14 protein-coding genes are annotated in these 13,900 nt (G+C 63.5%); 9 read left to right on the top strand and 5 right to left on the bottom strand.

Annotated elements, in window-relative coordinates; all coding sequences use genetic code 11:
- Positions 1-16: 16 nt before the first annotated feature.
- The gene (locus K3146_RS00895; RefSeq protein WP_221544336.1) at positions 17-1,648 is read left to right on the top strand and encodes an FAD-dependent oxidoreductase; all 1,632 of its coding nucleotides are present in this window, start codon (positions 17-19) and stop codon (positions 1,646-1,648) included.
- Here the strand turns inward: K3146_RS00895 and K3146_RS00890 are convergent.
- The gene (locus K3146_RS00890; protein WP_221544335.1) at positions 1,645-2,139 is read right to left on the bottom strand and encodes a DUF937 domain-containing protein; all 495 of its coding nucleotides are present in this window, start codon (positions 2,137-2,139) and stop codon (positions 1,645-1,647) included. The genes K3146_RS00895 and K3146_RS00890 overlap by 4 nt on opposite strands.
- Positions 2,140-2,288: 149 nt before the next feature.
- Positions 2,289-3,878 carry a phosphoenolpyruvate carboxykinase gene (locus K3146_RS00885; protein WP_221544334.1) on the bottom strand — a complete coding sequence of 530 codons (1,590 nt, stop codon included), beginning with the start codon at positions 3,876-3,878 and terminating at the stop codon, positions 2,289-2,291.
- 185 nt (positions 3,879-4,063) lie between these two features.
- Between K3146_RS00885 and K3146_RS00880 the strand changes: the two genes are divergently transcribed.
- From K3146_RS00880 to K3146_RS00845, 8 genes are all read left to right on the top strand, one after another.
- Positions 4,064-4,813, top strand: a complete 750-nt coding sequence (locus K3146_RS00880; RefSeq protein WP_221544333.1) for a response regulator transcription factor — start codon at positions 4,064-4,066, stop codon at positions 4,811-4,813.
- Positions 4,806-6,371, top strand: a complete 1,566-nt coding sequence (locus tag K3146_RS00875) for a sensor histidine kinase (protein WP_221544332.1) — start codon at positions 4,806-4,808, stop codon at positions 6,369-6,371. Before K3146_RS00880 ends, K3146_RS00875 begins: the two co-directional genes overlap by 8 nt.
- Positions 6,368-6,826 carry an HPr kinase/phosphorylase gene (locus tag K3146_RS00870; RefSeq protein WP_221544331.1) on the top strand — a complete coding sequence of 153 codons (459 nt, stop codon included), beginning with the start codon at positions 6,368-6,370 and terminating at the stop codon, positions 6,824-6,826. The genes K3146_RS00875 and K3146_RS00870 overlap by 4 nt, the downstream gene beginning before the upstream one ends.
- 32 nt (positions 6,827-6,858) lie before the next feature.
- Entirely contained in the window at positions 6,859-7,719 is an 861-nt protein-coding gene (rapZ, locus tag K3146_RS00865; protein WP_425594588.1) for an RNase adapter RapZ, read from the top strand.
- A 74-nt stretch (positions 7,720-7,793) separates the two neighbouring features.
- Positions 7,794-8,219, top strand: coding sequence for a PTS sugar transporter subunit IIA (locus K3146_RS00860; RefSeq protein ID WP_221544329.1), 426 nt, complete (start codon positions 7,794-7,796; stop codon positions 8,217-8,219).
- On the top strand, positions 8,216-8,494 hold the full coding sequence (locus K3146_RS00855) for an HPr family phosphocarrier protein (RefSeq protein WP_221544328.1): 279 nt from the start codon (positions 8,216-8,218) through the stop codon (positions 8,492-8,494). Before K3146_RS00860 ends, K3146_RS00855 begins: the two co-directional genes overlap by 4 nt.
- Before the next feature lies 1 nt (position 8,495).
- Complete coding sequence (locus K3146_RS00850; protein ID WP_221544327.1) at positions 8,496-9,302, top strand: TrmH family RNA methyltransferase; 807 nt, start codon at positions 8,496-8,498, stop codon at positions 9,300-9,302.
- Between the two features lie 84 nt (positions 9,303-9,386).
- Positions 9,387-11,111, top strand: coding sequence for an amidohydrolase (locus tag K3146_RS00845; protein WP_221544326.1), 1,725 nt, complete (start codon positions 9,387-9,389; stop codon positions 11,109-11,111).
- A 21-nt stretch (positions 11,112-11,132) separates the two neighbouring features.
- Here the strand turns inward: K3146_RS00845 and K3146_RS00840 are convergent, their stop codons facing one another.
- From K3146_RS00840 to K3146_RS00830, 3 genes are all read right to left on the bottom strand, one after another.
- Positions 11,133-11,435, bottom strand: a complete 303-nt coding sequence (locus K3146_RS00840) for a PilZ domain-containing protein (protein WP_221544325.1) — start codon at positions 11,433-11,435, stop codon at positions 11,133-11,135.
- A gap of 161 nt (positions 11,436-11,596) precedes the next feature.
- Positions 11,597-12,463: an alpha/beta hydrolase gene (locus K3146_RS00835; protein ID WP_221544324.1), complete on the bottom strand. Its 867-nt coding sequence runs from the start codon at positions 12,461-12,463 to the stop codon at positions 11,597-11,599.
- Positions 12,464-12,498: 35 nt separating this feature from the next.
- On the bottom strand, positions 12,499-13,896 hold the full coding sequence (locus tag K3146_RS00830; RefSeq protein WP_221544323.1) for a DNA recombination protein RmuC: 1,398 nt from the start codon (positions 13,894-13,896) through the stop codon (positions 12,499-12,501).
- Between the last annotated feature and the right edge of the window lie 4 nt (positions 13,897-13,900).

Here is a 13,900-nt window from a genome sequence, read left to right as displayed (position 1 = left end):
ATCAAAGGGACAAGATATGGAATCGCTCGGCGAAAACCTCGAAACAATGCCGCGCGTGCCGCTGGCCGATGCGCATGTCGCTATGCTGCGCGACATCGGCGAGGAGCGAATTTACGAGCCCGGCGACATGGTCGCCGAGGTCGGTGAGACCATGGACCGGTTCGTCTATGTCCTCGAAGGCGAGATCGAGGTGAAAGACCCCTATTCGGAAGCGCGCCTGCTCGACAGCTCGCTTGGCCCGACTCAGTTCATGGGAGAGATCGCCTTCCTCAACGCGGGTACCTATTTTCTTCCGATGCGTGCCGCAAAGCGAACGCGGACACTGGAGGTGCCACGCGTCGATATGCTCGATCTGATGGCGCGTGTTCCCGAGCTTTCCGACCATGTGATCAGGGTGTTTTCCGCGCGCAGGCGGCGGCAGTTCGAACTCAAGAACAGCAATATCAAGCTTATCGGCGCGGACCGCGATGGCGCAGTGCGCAAAGTCGAACAGTTCTTGAGCAGGAACCGCATCCCGTTCCAGAGCCTCGACATGGACGGGCGCGACGACGAGACACTCGCTGTTTGCAATCTGACCGATCACCAGCCTTCGGTAATCCTTGGCCAGGACGAGGTGCTGGATGATCCGACGCCGCGGAAACTGGCGCAACATCTGGGGCTGGATCTCGATGTCTGCCGCGAGACGCTTTACGACCTGCTGATAGTGGGAGCCGGTCCTGCGGGGGTCGCCGCCTCGGTCTATGCGGGCAGTGAAGGCCTCTGCGCGCTCACCGTCGAGGACACGGCCATCGGCGGGCAGGCCGGTACCAGTAGCCGCATCGAAAACTATATGGGTTTCCCGACCGGGATCAGCGGGGCCGATCTCGTCTACCGCGGACAGATCCAGGCGATGAAATTCGGCACGCGCTTTGCCATGCCGCGTAGCGTCGAAGCACTGGCGCGGCGGGAAGACGGCACCTTCTGTGTTACGCTCGACGACGGCGATGAGGTCTGCGCGAAATCCATTCTGGTTGCGACCGGAGTTCAATACCGCCGCCTGCCGCTCGACCGTCTGGAAGACTTTGAGAGCGCAGGCGTCTTCTACGCGGCCACCGATATGGAAGCGCGCTTCTGCCATGGCACCGAAGCGGTGGTGATCGGCGGCGGGAATTCAGCCGGCCAGGCGGCCATGTATCTCAGCCGCAGCGCTTCGCATGTGCATCTCGTGGTGCGCGGCGATAGCCTTGCTGCCAGCATGTCGAGCTATCTTACCCAGCGGCTGGAAGCTGATTCTTCGATCACGATCCACTACAATACGGAAGTGTCCGACCTGCGTGGCGGCGATCACCTAGAAGGTGTCACTTTCTGCCAGCAAGAAGACGAGAGCTTGCTCGAAACGAGGGCGCTTTTCATCATGATCGGGGCGGCGCCGAACACGGCATGGCTATCGGGTCTCGCCGAGACCGACGCCAAGGGCTTCGTCAAGACAGGCGCGGAAGTCGGTCGGCCGACTCCCTTCGAAACCAGCGCGGACGGCATCTTCGCCGTGGGCGATGTCCGCGCCGGTTCGGTCAAGCGAGTCGCAAGCGCAGTGGGCGAGGGATCGGTGGTGATCAGCCGAATCTGGGACTACGTCGAAAACATGCCCGCCCCGGCGAGCGAAATCTAACGCCGCGCCAGGCCGCCGACGATCGAGCCGAGTATCCCGCCCAGCGCGCCGCCGCCGAGACCGCCGCCCTGTTGCGACTGCCCTCCGCCTGTCGCCTGTTTCGCCATGTAGCCGGCCACGGCCATCGCCAGGATAGGTAGCATCTGCTTGAGCAACCCTTCGTCGATCCCGGTGATGGCAGAAACCTCGCTGGCCACACCGCGACTGGTTTCCTTGCCGCCGAAGATGTTGCCGAGGATATCGTTGCCCTTGCCCGTATCGGTCGGTCCGCCGCCGAGCACGCTTTCGAGCAGGCCGCCACCGCCGAGCCCGCCGATCAGACCGCCGAGGCCTCCAAGCCCGCTCGATCCCACCGTGCTGCGGCCCATGCCTGCAACGATTGCGGGCAGGAGAGCACCTGCACCGGTGCGCGCGGTCTGCTCGTCGATATTGAGCTCGCGTGCCATGCTTTCGATCGCACCGCTCTGCTGCAGCATCTGGGCAAGGCTCATCTGTTCTCTCCTCGATTCAATTAGTTTGAGACCAGCCTAAGCCCTCTGCGCTACCATGCAAACGGAAAAGCCCCCGGTCCGCACCTCTCTCCTTGCGCGGCCGGGGGCCTCCTCTCCGACTATGCGCCCGCTCGCTGCGGGCTATCTTGTCAGGCTGCTTCGGGTGCAGCGTCGCGCACGCCCTGGTCGACATGCGCAGCAAAGGGTTCGAAATTGTCGACGAACAGCTGCACCAGCTTCTGCGCCGTGCGGTCGTAGTCGTCCTTGTCGCCCCAGGTCGAACGCGGGTCGAGGATGGTGCTGTCGACACCCGGCACGCTGACCGGGACCTCGAAGCCGAAGTTCGGGTCCTTGCGGAACTTGGCGTCGTTCAGGCTGCCGTCGAGCGCGGCATTGAGCAGCGCGCGGGTCGCCTTGATCGGCATGCGGTTGCCGGTGCCATACTTGCCGCCGGTCCAGCCGGTGTTCACCAGCCAGCACTGCGCACCGCCTTCGGCGATACGCTTCTTCAGGAGGTTGCCGTACACGCTCGGGTGGCGCGGCATGAAAGGCGCGCCGAAGCAGGTGCTGAAGGTGGCGGTCGGCTCGGTCACGCCGATTTCCGTGCCTGCAACCTTGGCGGTATAGCCCGACAGGAAGTGGTACATCGCCTGGTCGGGCGTGAGACGCGCGATCGGAGGCAGCACGCCGAAGGCATCGGCGGTCAGCATGATAACGTTCGACGGGGGCGGGCCGAGATTGTCGGCGCTGGTGTTGGGGATCGAGGACAGCGGATAGGCACCGCGGGTGTTCTCGGCGAGGCTGTTGTCGTCGAGATCGATCTCGCCGTTCTCGTCCATCACCACGTTTTCGAGGACAGTGCCTTCCATGCGCGTGGTGGCATAGATTTCCGGCTCGCTCTCGGGATCGAGGCGGATCATCTTGGCATAGCAGCCGCCTTCGAAGTTGAAGACCGCCGTGTCCGACCAGCCATGCTCGTCATCGCCGATTAGCGTGCGGCTGGCATCGGCCGACAGCGTGGTCTTGCCGGTGCCCGAGAGGCCAAAGAACACTGCGCTCTTGCCGTCGGGGCCGATATTGGCCGAACAGTGCATCGGCATCACGCCCTTGGGCGGCAGCAGGTAATTGAGGATGCCGAAAACGCTCTTCTTCATCTCGCCGGCATATTTCGTGCCGCCGATGAGGATAAGCTTTTCTTCCAGATTGACCGCGATCACGGTTTCGCTGCGCGTGCCGTGACGGGCCGGATCGGCCTTGAAGGTCGGCAGGTCGATGATGGTGTATTCCGGCTCGAAACCGTCGAGTTCGTCCGCCGTCGGGCGAACCAGCATCGTGCGGATGAACTTGTTATGCCAGGCGAGCTCGTTGATGACGCGCACATTGACGCGGTATTCGGGCTGCGAACCACCGAACAGGTCGGCCACGAACAGCTCTTCCTTGCCCTTGAGCGCGGACATGAAATCTTCCTTGAGAGCCGCGAAATGTTCCGGCGTCATTGAGGCGTTGTTGTCCCACCAGACGGTGTCTTCGGTCTCGGCGTTGCGGACGATGAACTTGTCCTTTGCGCTGCGACCCGTGTGCTTGCCCGTTTCGACCACCAGCGGACCATGCTTGGCGCGGCGGCCTTCGCCCCGCTCGAGCGCGGCGGCGGTCAACTCCTCCGACGTCAGATTGGGGTGAATCTTTGCAGCAGTCTCGATGCCCTGCGCGGCAAGCGAGTGGGAAAGCTCGGTGGTCACTGAAATCTCCAGAGCGATTAGTGTCAAATCTGGTCGGGAATCGCTGGCGCATACGAATGCGCTGCCCGTTGATCCGCATTTACTCGGGGTGTTCCCGAAGGTCAAACCCGCTCGCCGGAATTGTACCAAGCCGGGATGGCACGCGCGTTGTCTTGCGCGGATAAAGGCGTTAATCGCCTCAAGTGATGGAAAAAGAAGCCGGAGAGGGCGCCGTGGCGCAGGGCGACGATCGCACCGTGATCGCGTTGGTCGATGACGATCGCAACATCCTGACGACCGTTTCGATCGCGCTGCAGGCAGAAGGTTTCGCCACGCGGGTCTATTCTGACGGCGAAGCGGCATTGAGCGCACTACTCGGCAACCCGCCCGATCTTGCCATCTTCGACATCAAGATGCCGAAAATGGACGGGATGGAACTGCTCCGCCGCCTGCGCGAACACTCGCCCCTGCCGGTCATCTTCCTCACCAGCAAGGATGACGAGCAGGACGAGGAAGCGGGATTCCAGATGGGTGCGGACGATTACATCGCCAAGCCCTTTAGCCTGCGCCTGTTGCTGGCCCGGATCCGCGCGATCCTGCGGCGCAGCGATGCGCGCCGCCCGATGCCGATCGAACCTGGCGAGCTTGCTCCCGAGGTTATCGAGCGCGGCCGCCTGCGCATGGACCCGGCCCGCCACCATGTGACGTGGGACGGCAAGCATGTCTCGCTCACCGTCACCGAATTCCTCCTGCTCGAGGCGCTCGCAACCCATCCGGGCGTTATCAAGAGCCGCAACCAATTGATGGACGCGGCCTACCCCGACGATGTCTTCGTCGACGACCGGACCGTGGACAGCCACATCAAGCGCATGCGCCGCAAGTTCCGCAGCATAGATGGCGAATTCTCGGCTATCGAGACGCTCTATGGCGCCGGGTACAGCTTCAGCGATGGCTGAAAAAGGCAGCGTCCTTCGGGGCGATCCGCGGCTGGACAAGCTGCGATGGTCGCGGCGGCTGTCGCTGACCAGCCGTATCCTGTTCGTCAACGTCCTGCCGCTGGTGCTGCTGGGCGGCGGCGTGCTGTATCTCGACAGCTATCGCAAACAATTGCTCGACGAGCGCTTCAAGCTCGCCCTTGTCGAAGCGCAGATAACTGCCGAGGCCCTGGCCGGTGCGACGCCGCAGCGCCAGGAAGCACTGCTGATCCAGATCGGCAAGGAACAGCGCCTGCGCATCCGCGTCTACGGGCCTGACGGCAAGCTGGAATCCGACAGTTTCAAGCTCGCTGCACCCAGTTTCGACCTGCCGGAAGCGACCGAAGTCGACCAGAGCGATTTCGCGCTGCGGATGGATCGCTGGTTCGACCGTGTCGTGGGTGCACCTGCCCTGCCCGACTATGTCGATCCGGAGGCAGACGACGCGAGCGCCTGGCCCGAACTCGTCCGCGCACGCGAGGAAAGCCTAACGCAGATCGTATTGCGCGACGCGCCCGACGGCACCCATGTGATCAACGCGGCGGCACCGGTCGGCCTCGATGGCGACACGCTGCTCATCACGCGAAATCCCGCCGATATTACGCAAAGCGTGCGCGAGGCACGCACCACGGTGGCGCTGGTCGTGCTGTTGTTCCTGCTGGTATCGACCTTGCTCAGCTTCTTCCTCGCGCAGACCATCGTGCGCCCCTTGCGCGAACTCGTCCAGGCCGCGGTCCGCGTGCGGCAGGGGCGTGACCGGCAGGTCGAAGTTCCGCGCCTGCCCGACCGGCGTGACGAGATCGGCATGCTGGCACGCGCCGTGTCGGACATGACCGCGGCGCTGCGCCACCGGATCGACGCGGTCGAAAGCTTCGCCGCCGATGTCGCTCACGAGATCAAGAACCCACTCGCCAGCCTCCGCAGCGCAACCGAGTCGCTCGGCACGGTCGATGATCCGGAATTGCGTGCCCAGCTGCTGGACATCGCCACGCATGACGTGCGGCGGATCGACCGCCTTGTGACCGAGATCTCCGATGCCAGCCGCATCGACGCGGAACTCTCGCGCGCCGAATTCGAACGCGTCGATCTCGCCGAGCTTCTGCGCAATATCGTCTCCAGCCGCGAAGAGCGGGGGGAGAACGAGGGCCGCGCAGTGACCATTTCCTGCGATGGCGGGGCGCACTCGGTTTCGGGTGTCGGGATGCGGCTCGAGCGCGTGATCGAGAACCTTCTCGACAATGCAGTCTCGTTTTCGCCTCCCAACGGAACTATTGACGCGACGCTGATCCGACGCGAAGGGCGTGTGCTCCTCACGGTATGCGACGAAGGGCCGGGTATTCCGGAAGAAAAGCGAGAGAAAGTGTTTCACCGTTTCCATTCCGACCGGCCGGAAGGCGAGGATTTCGGCAACCATTCGGGCCTTGGCCTCGCGATTGGCCGCACAATCGCCGAAGCGCATGATGGCTCGCTCCACGCCGAAGGACGCAGTGACGGGAGCGAGGGCGCCTGCCTCGTGCTCGACCTGCCTGCCGCGCGATGAAGATCAAGCTGCCCAATGTGACTGGAGTCGAGGTCGGCGGACGCGGTCTGCTGATTGCGGGCGAGGCTGGAAGCGGCAAGAGCTCACTCGCTTTGGCGCTCATCGATCGCGGTGCCACGCTGATCGGCGATGACGGCCTCAGGATCGAGGAACGCGACGGACACCCGCTCGCCTGTCCACCGACCACCACCAAGGGCCTGATCGAGGTTCGCAATGTCGGGCTCGTGAAACTGCCGACTTGCGAGGCACCGATCTCGCTGGTGCTCCAGTTGACGACGCTTGCACCGCGTTATCCCATGGAGCTCGCCACCACGACACTTGCGGGCGTGGACATTCCTGTCCTGTTGTTCCGCCCCGGAGACGCGACGCAGGCGCTGCGTGCGGAATACGCGCTTGGCAAGCATGGTCTCGCCGTTCCGGGAGAAGAATCGGGCGAGCAAGAGGCAGCCCAGTGACGCAGGACGCGTCCCGTCAACGCATTCTTCTCGTGACCGGACTTTCAGGGGCGGGGAAATCCACCGCGCTTCACGTATTGGAAGACCTCGGCTGGGAGGCGATCGACAACATGCCGATCCGCTTCCTCGAAAGCCTATTCGGCAGCGAGGCAGAAGGCCATGCACCGCTCGCGATCGGGTTCGACTCGCGCACCCGCGGTTTCGTGCCGGCAGAGATCATCGCGCAGTGCGAGAGACTGGCCGCGACAAGCGAAGTCGACCTGTCCTCGCTCTTTATCGATTGTTCCGATAGCGAGCTTGAACGGCGATACAACGAAACGCGCAGGCCCCATCCCATGGCGCGCGAACGGCCTGTTGCCGCAGGGATAAAGGCCGAACGCGAGCTACTCGGCCCGCTGCGCCATTGGGCCGGAACCCTGATCGACACGAGCGAGTACTCGACCCAGCAATTGCAGCAAGTCATGCGCGAACGCTTCAGCGAGAGCGGCGGGCGCGACATGACGATCACCGTGTCGAGCTTCGGCTTTGCCCGCGGTATGCCGCCTTTGGCCGACCTCCTGTTCGACATGCGGTTCCTCGACAACCCGCACTGGAACCCCGACCTGCGCGAACGGACGGGCCTCGACGAAGCTGTTGCGGCGCATATCGAGAAGGACCCGGCCTTCGCCCCAGCTTTCGGGCGGATTACCGATACGCTGCTCGAACTATTGCCGCGCTATGCGGCGCAGGACCGCAGCTATCTCAATATCGCCTTCGGCTGTACCGGGGGGAGACACCGTTCGGTTTACAGTGCGGAACGCGCTGCCGAGGTCTTGCGCGAGGCGGGATTTTCGCCCACGGTCATCCACCGCAATCTGACAAGCCGGCCCGCCGAACCGCTTGAGCGGCGCTGATACGAGGCCGGGAAAATGATGCTCGAGAATCGGAAATCTACACCCTCGGGACGCATAACGGACGCAATTCACACATGATCGGAATGATCCTCGTCACCCACGGCAGACTGGCCGAACACTTCATCGATGCGATGGAGCACGTGGTCGGTAAGCAGGAGGGGGTGGCAACCATCTGCATCGGGCCGAACGACGACATGGAGCAGCGACGCAAGGATATCGCCGACGCGATCGCCAGCGTCGATACGGGTGACGGTGCCATCATTCTGACCGACCTTTTCGGCGGGACGCCCTCCAACCTTGCCATTTCGCTGCTCGATACCGGCCGCGTGGAAGTGATCGCGGGGATCAACCTGCCCATGCTGATCCGTCTCGCCGGCGCGCGCAAAAGCATGGGCGTCGTCGAGGCAGTTAGCGCGGCGCAGACCGCCGGTCGTAACTACATCACCGTGGCGAGCGAATTCCTCGGCCAGGATCTCGATAGCGCACGGAAGGCAAGTTGAGCGGGGCAAGCAAACAGGTTCTCGTGGTCAACCAGCGCGGTCTCCACGCGCGGGCGAGCGCGAAGTTCGTCGGCGCGGTTGCCGAACTGCCCGACGGCTGCAAGGTGCGCGTTGCCAAAGGCGATAACGAGGCAGCGGGTGGCTCCATCCTCGGCCTTATGATGCTCGGCGCGGCCAAGGGCGACACGATCGAGATCTGCGTCGAAGGCGACAATGCCGACGCGGTCCTTGCCGACCTTACCGCCATGGTCGAGGACGGCTTCGGGGAGCCGTAAGATGGCCGAACATCGCCGGGTCATCACCGGCTTTTCCAATCCCACGGTCAAGGCGCTGAGGGCGCTGCGCGAAAAGAAACACCGCAAACGCGAAGGCAAGTTCCTCGCCGAGGGCCTGCGGCTGCTCACCGACGCTCGCGAATGCGGCCATGTGCCCGAAGTGCTGGTACTCGCCGATCGGCGCGACCCGCACCCGCTGCTCGCGGCATTGGAAGATGCAGTCGAGGCCTCGGGCGGAAAGGTGATCGAGACCACACCCGACATCCTCTCCAAGATCACCGGCAAGGACAATCCGCAGGCCGTGGCGGGCGTCTTTGGAGAGTTCGACACCTCGCTTTCCAATCTCGATCGATCCTCCGCCGACATCTGGCTGGTTGCCCAGGCTCTGCGCGATCCGGGGAATCTCGGCACCATGCTGCGCACCGGAGATGCCATCGGCGCCGGCGGTTTGATCCTGATCGACGACTGCGCCGATCCCTTCAGCGTCGAAGCCGTTCGCGCCAGCATGGGCGCGGTGTTCACGCAAAGGATCGCACAGGCATCATGGGATGAGTTCGAACCATGGCTGCGCGGCGGGACCGGACAGCTCGTCGCCGCAAGCCTGCGCGATGCGCAGCCCTATCGCGGAGCACCCTATTCCGCTCCCTGCTTCGTGATGGTCGGAAACGAAAGCCGTGGCCTTCCCGCGGAATACGAAATGGCCTGCGACCTGCGCGTCACCATGCCCATGAAGGGCCGTGCGGACAGCCTCAATGCGGCCGTTGCAGCGGCGGTTCTGGGGTATGAAGTTCTCGCCTCGCTTGCGTAACCACTTGAACCTTTGAGCGGTTCTTGCTTCCCTTCGTGCGGAGAATGCGAGGAGGGACCAGTGGTACGCAGGACTTCAGGAATCTTGGCGGGATTGGCAGGCCTCATGCTGGCGAGTTGCGCTTCGACGCCCGCCACGCCTACCGACCCGGCCGACACCATCCTCACCAATGCCAGAGTCTATTCGCTCGACTGGGGCGAACCGGGGCTCGATGGGGTGCCTGCGGCGGACGCCCCGCACGGCACGACCGGCTGGCGGCCCGATGCCAGTGCGGTCGTCATCGATGACGGCTTGATCGTCTTCGTCGGGGATACTGAGGCAGCGCTGCGCCTGCGCGGGGACGGGACGCGGGTAGTCGATCTCGAAGGGGCGACCGTCATTCCGGGCCTCGTGGAATCGCACACCCATGTGGTCGAACTCGGTGCCAAGCTCGATGCGGTCGACCTGACCGATGTTGCGACCGAAGAAGACGCCGTCGAGCTGGTCGCGCAGCGTGCCGCCTCTACCCCCGAGGGCGAATGGATCGTCGGTGCGGGATGGGATGAAGGAGCCTGGGCCAACAGCTATCCCGACAAGGCCCTGCTGAGCGCGGCCGTGCCCAACCATCCGGTCGTCATGCGTAGCCTGCACGGTTTCGGGCTGTGGGTGAACCAGGCGGCACTCGACGCGGCTGGTATAACCGCCACGAGTTCGGTTCCCGAGGGCGGAGAAATGCGTCTTGGCGATGATGGTGCGCCGAGCGGCCTGTTCCTCAACCGCGCGACCACCATGCTCGACGCGGCAATGCCCGAGCCCACCGCCGAGGCCATGCAACGGCAAGCGCTCAAGGGCCTGCGCCGCATGGCGGAAGATGGCTATGTGGCCCTCCACGAGGCCGGGGCCGACGCGCGGTCGATGGCGGCTTTCGAGGCGCTGGAAGCGCAAGGCCGTCTGCCGGTGCGTGTCTATGCGATGCTTTCGCTGCGAGACGAACCGCTCATGCGCAAATGGATCGCGCGCGGAGCCGATACCGACAATGACAGCATGCTCGTGACCCGCTCGGTCAAAGCCTATTACGACGGCGCGCTCGGTTCACGCGGGGCGCGCCTGCTCGAAGACTATGCCGACCGTCCGGGGCATCGCGGTGTGAGCGGGTCAGGTTACGGCTTCGACCGCGAACTCAACGCGGCCGCGATGCGGGCCGGTTTCCAGGTCGGCATCCACGCGATCGGAGATGCGGGCAATCGCGAGGCGCTCGATATCCTCGCGTCTACTTTTGCCGAGTTCCCCGACACGCAAGAGAACCGGCACCGGATCGAGCATGCGCAGGTCATCGCGCCAGTCGATTTTGCGCGCTTTGCCGATCTCGAAATTATTGCCTCGATGGAGCCACCACATGCTGTCGAGGACAAGACTTGGGCCGAGGACCGCTTGGGGCCGGAGCGCATTCTGGGTGCCTATGCCTGGCGCACCCTGCGCCGTGCTGGTGTGCCGCTCGTCTTTAATGCAGACGGCCCCGGCTCGGACCAGAGCATCTTCTACGGCCTGCACGCGGCCATAACGCGGCGCGACAAGCAGTTGCAGCCTGAAGGCGGTTGGTATCCGGAAGAGGCAGTCAGTATTGAGGAGGCGGTCCGCGCCTATACCAGCTGGGCCGCCTATGCGAGTTTTCGGGAAAACGAGACAGGCATCATCGCGCCGGGGCGTTGGGGGGACCTTACGGTGATGGACATTGACCCCTTCACTCTCGCACAGACCGATCCCGCTGCGATCCTGCGCGGACGCATCCTTATGACTATCGTCGATGGAAGAATCGTATTCGAGCGCTGAGGGACCGTCAGAGCGGCGCGATCAGGCAGCTTCGTTGCGTCCGCCTTCAGAGATTATGTGCTCCAGCACCGAAGGGTGAAGCGGTTGTTCGAACTGGACGCCCGCTTGGCGCTTTTCGATCCATTTCACCTGAGAAGCGATGGGGCCGATATCACCGATGCGGATGGTGATATCGTCGCCTTCCTGCACGCGTCCGACAAGATCGGCAAACTGGCAGCCGAATTCGGACAGGTTCTTGATGGCGATGTTGAAGCGCACACCCGTGCCCTTGCGATACCGCCCAGCGACGGTGATCGAGTATCGTTTTTCCCGTCGTAGTTCCATTCGTCCGCTCCGGATTTGGCGCTGCAGAAAGCATGCGACCGCGAGGGCCGGAGCTTCCAATGGTTAATCCCTAACGCGAAATCCTTTGCAATTGCCTAAGATGCGGCATCGTTGCCCGCCGATGTCGGCGATGCCTGGCCGGGAGCAAAGCGAAATTGCCCCTATTCGAGCAGTTCCGGGGCGATTCCGCCGCAAACCGCGGTCTCGGAATGGGTCCAGCGCATGGCATTGCGAAACGCGCGCGGCATGCTCGTCAGGTGCCCATGGCCCTCGAGGTGGTCGATCCGCAGGCACCAAGGCAGCGAGGAGCGCCCGGCCAACTGCCGCACCCACGCCTTGGCAGGATCGCCGAACCGCGGAACGTCATTGTCCGCAAGCGAAATATAGAGCCGCTGGTCCGAAGTGCTCTCGAACGACGCGAGTTTCTCGGCAAACCAGTCGGGACTGTTGTGGATGGCCGGATTGATCGCGATCCCCAGGTCGAAAAGGCCGGGATGCGCGAGTGCCTGGTAAAGCACGAAATGGCCGCCGAGCGACTGCCCGACGATCGTCCTCTTGGACGGCGTATGGCCGATTTCGGCTTCGACGAGCGGGATGATTTCATCACGCAGGACCTCGGCGAAGACCGCCGCCCCGCCTGCATCCTCGCGTGTGGGACTGGGAACCGTGTAATCCGTGCCGCGCATGTTTACCCCGCGCTCGACCGATCCATAGCCGATCCCGACAATGATGCTCGGCGGCATCTCCTCCGAGAAGGTCAGGGACCAGCTATAGCTGGCCAGCAGCGGGAAAGACTGCTCGGCATCGAGGACATAGATGACCGGCAAATCCACCGCGTCGGCAGGTGCGGCATCGGAGCGCTTGATGAAGATATGAAACGGCCGGTCGAGCCGCGGCGAGGTGTGAACCAGATGCTGAGTACCCGCTACTGTCGGAAGCGCGTCAATCACGGGCAATTCCTGCGCCGCGAGTGGGTTTGCAACCGTGGCGGCAAGCATGCCTGCCAGAAGGATCGAAGCTCGTTTCATGCGGTCTCCTTTCGATGCTCGCCGACCGCCCTAGCCTATTCTGCCGCTTCGCGCCCGTCCTCGATCTGCTCGACGTCCTCCGCATTGTAGCGCGGACTGGCTTCGACCAGGGGGATTTCCTCGATCTCGCGCTTGCCGATCTCGATGCCCTTGTCGTGCAGGCGGCGTCCTGCGGACAGGACATTGCGTTCAAAACTGCCGACGAACTTGTTGTAATTGTTGACCGCCGTCTCCAGCCCGCCACCGACGCGTTTCATGTGTTCGGCCGCCACGGCGAGGCGGTCGTAAAGCTCTGCCCCCGCCTTGCCGATCTCGACGGCTTCGCGGGCAATCGTGTCCTGCCGCCAGACCTGCGCCACGGTTCGCGCGATGGCGACGAGGTTGGTGGGCGTTGCCAGCAAAACCTTGTTACGGAAGGCGAAATCCCACAATTCGGGGTCATGCTCGAGCGCGGCGGAGACGAAATGCTCGCCCGGCACGAACATCACCACATAGTCGGGCGCATCGTCGAACTGGCTCTGGTAGCCCTTGCTGCCGAGCGTCTGGACGTGACCCCGCATCGACTTGGCATGCAGGTCCATATGCCGCGCCCGCTCTTCGTCGCCATCGGCCTCGAAAGCGGCCTGGTAGGCATTGAGCGACACCTTCGCATCGATCACCAGCTTCTTCTGGCCCGGCACGTTGACGATCGCATCGGGCCGTAGCCGGCCCTCGTCCGTATCGATCGAATGTTCGAGGTTGAAGTCGGTATGCTCGGACAGACCGCATTGTTCGAGCACGTTCTGCAGCGCCCGTTCGCCCCAGCGCCCGCGAGCCTTGGGAGCGTTGGTGAGGCTGTTGCCCAGCCGCTGCGCCTCGCGCCGGACCTCCTCCTGTCCGCGCTGCATTTCGGTGATCTGCTGGTGGAGGCGGCCGAAGGCGTCGGTGCGCTTTTCCTCCAGTTCGGCGACCTGCTTTTCGTACTTCGCCAGACGCTCACCCACCGGCGACAGCAGCGCTTTCAGCTTTTCCTCGTTCGCCTTCTCGGAATGCCCGAACCTTTCGCTGGCCGAGGCGAGGAACTTCTCCTGAGCCGCGCCCAGCACCTTCGCGCCCGTGTTCTCGAATTCCTTGAGCAACTTCTCACGGCTTTCCTCGAGCAGGCGCTTCTGCTCCTCGAATCCGGCGGCCTGTGCTTTCAGGGCCGTATTCTCTTCACGAGCCGCATCGAGCTTCCCTGCAAGCTCGTCCGCACGCGCAGCGCGATCGGACATGGTCGCCAGTTCGGGCGCCATGCGCGACAGCTTCTCTGCAAGGTCCTTCGCTTCTGCGTCGCGTTCGGCATGGCGTGCCTGCCAGTCGGCTGCAGGACGCGAACCAAGAAACCATCCGGCCAGCCCCCCGAAAAGGAGGCCGACAAACAGTGCGATGAGGATGAAAAGCATTGGATCCATCCCG

The organism is Qipengyuania vesicularis (assembly GCF_019711415.1).
GTDB classification, from domain to species: domain Bacteria; phylum Pseudomonadota; class Alphaproteobacteria; order Sphingomonadales; family Sphingomonadaceae; genus Qipengyuania; species Qipengyuania vesicularis.
The sequence above is the reverse complement of the archived record's forward strand: the minus strand, read 5'-3'. Positions and strand labels throughout refer to the sequence as shown.

What these genes read in the sequence shown, in the direction of transcription:
- K3146_RS00835 (WP_221544324.1), bottom strand. Translation starts at nt 12,463, where the DNA reads ATGAAACGAGCTTCGATCCTTCTGGCAGGCATGCTTGCCGCCACGGTT.
- K3146_RS00890 (WP_221544335.1), bottom strand. Translation starts at nt 2,139, where the DNA reads ATGAGCCTTGCCCAGATGCTGCAGCAGAGCGGTGCGATCGAAAGCATG.
- K3146_RS00840 (WP_221544325.1), bottom strand. Translation starts at nt 11,435, where the DNA reads ATGGAACTACGACGGGAAAAACGATACTCGATCACCGTCGCTGGGCGG.
- K3146_RS00830 (WP_221544323.1), bottom strand. Translation starts at nt 13,896, where the DNA reads ATGGATCCAATGCTTTTCATCCTCATCGCACTGTTTGTCGGCCTCCTT.
- K3146_RS00870 (WP_221544331.1), top strand. Translation starts at nt 6,368, where the DNA reads ATGAAGATCAAGCTGCCCAATGTGACTGGAGTCGAGGTCGGCGGACGC.
- K3146_RS00875 (WP_221544332.1), top strand. Translation starts at nt 4,806, where the DNA reads ATGGCTGAAAAAGGCAGCGTCCTTCGGGGCGATCCGCGGCTGGACAAG.
- K3146_RS00860 (WP_221544329.1), top strand. Translation starts at nt 7,794, where the DNA reads ATGATCGGAATGATCCTCGTCACCCACGGCAGACTGGCCGAACACTTC.
- K3146_RS00895 (WP_221544336.1), top strand. Translation starts at nt 17, where the DNA reads ATGGAATCGCTCGGCGAAAACCTCGAAACAATGCCGCGCGTGCCGCTG.
- K3146_RS00850 (WP_221544327.1), top strand. Translation starts at nt 8,496, where the DNA reads ATGGCCGAACATCGCCGGGTCATCACCGGCTTTTCCAATCCCACGGTC.
- K3146_RS00880 (WP_221544333.1), top strand. Translation starts at nt 4,064, where the DNA reads ATGGAAAAAGAAGCCGGAGAGGGCGCCGTGGCGCAGGGCGACGATCGC.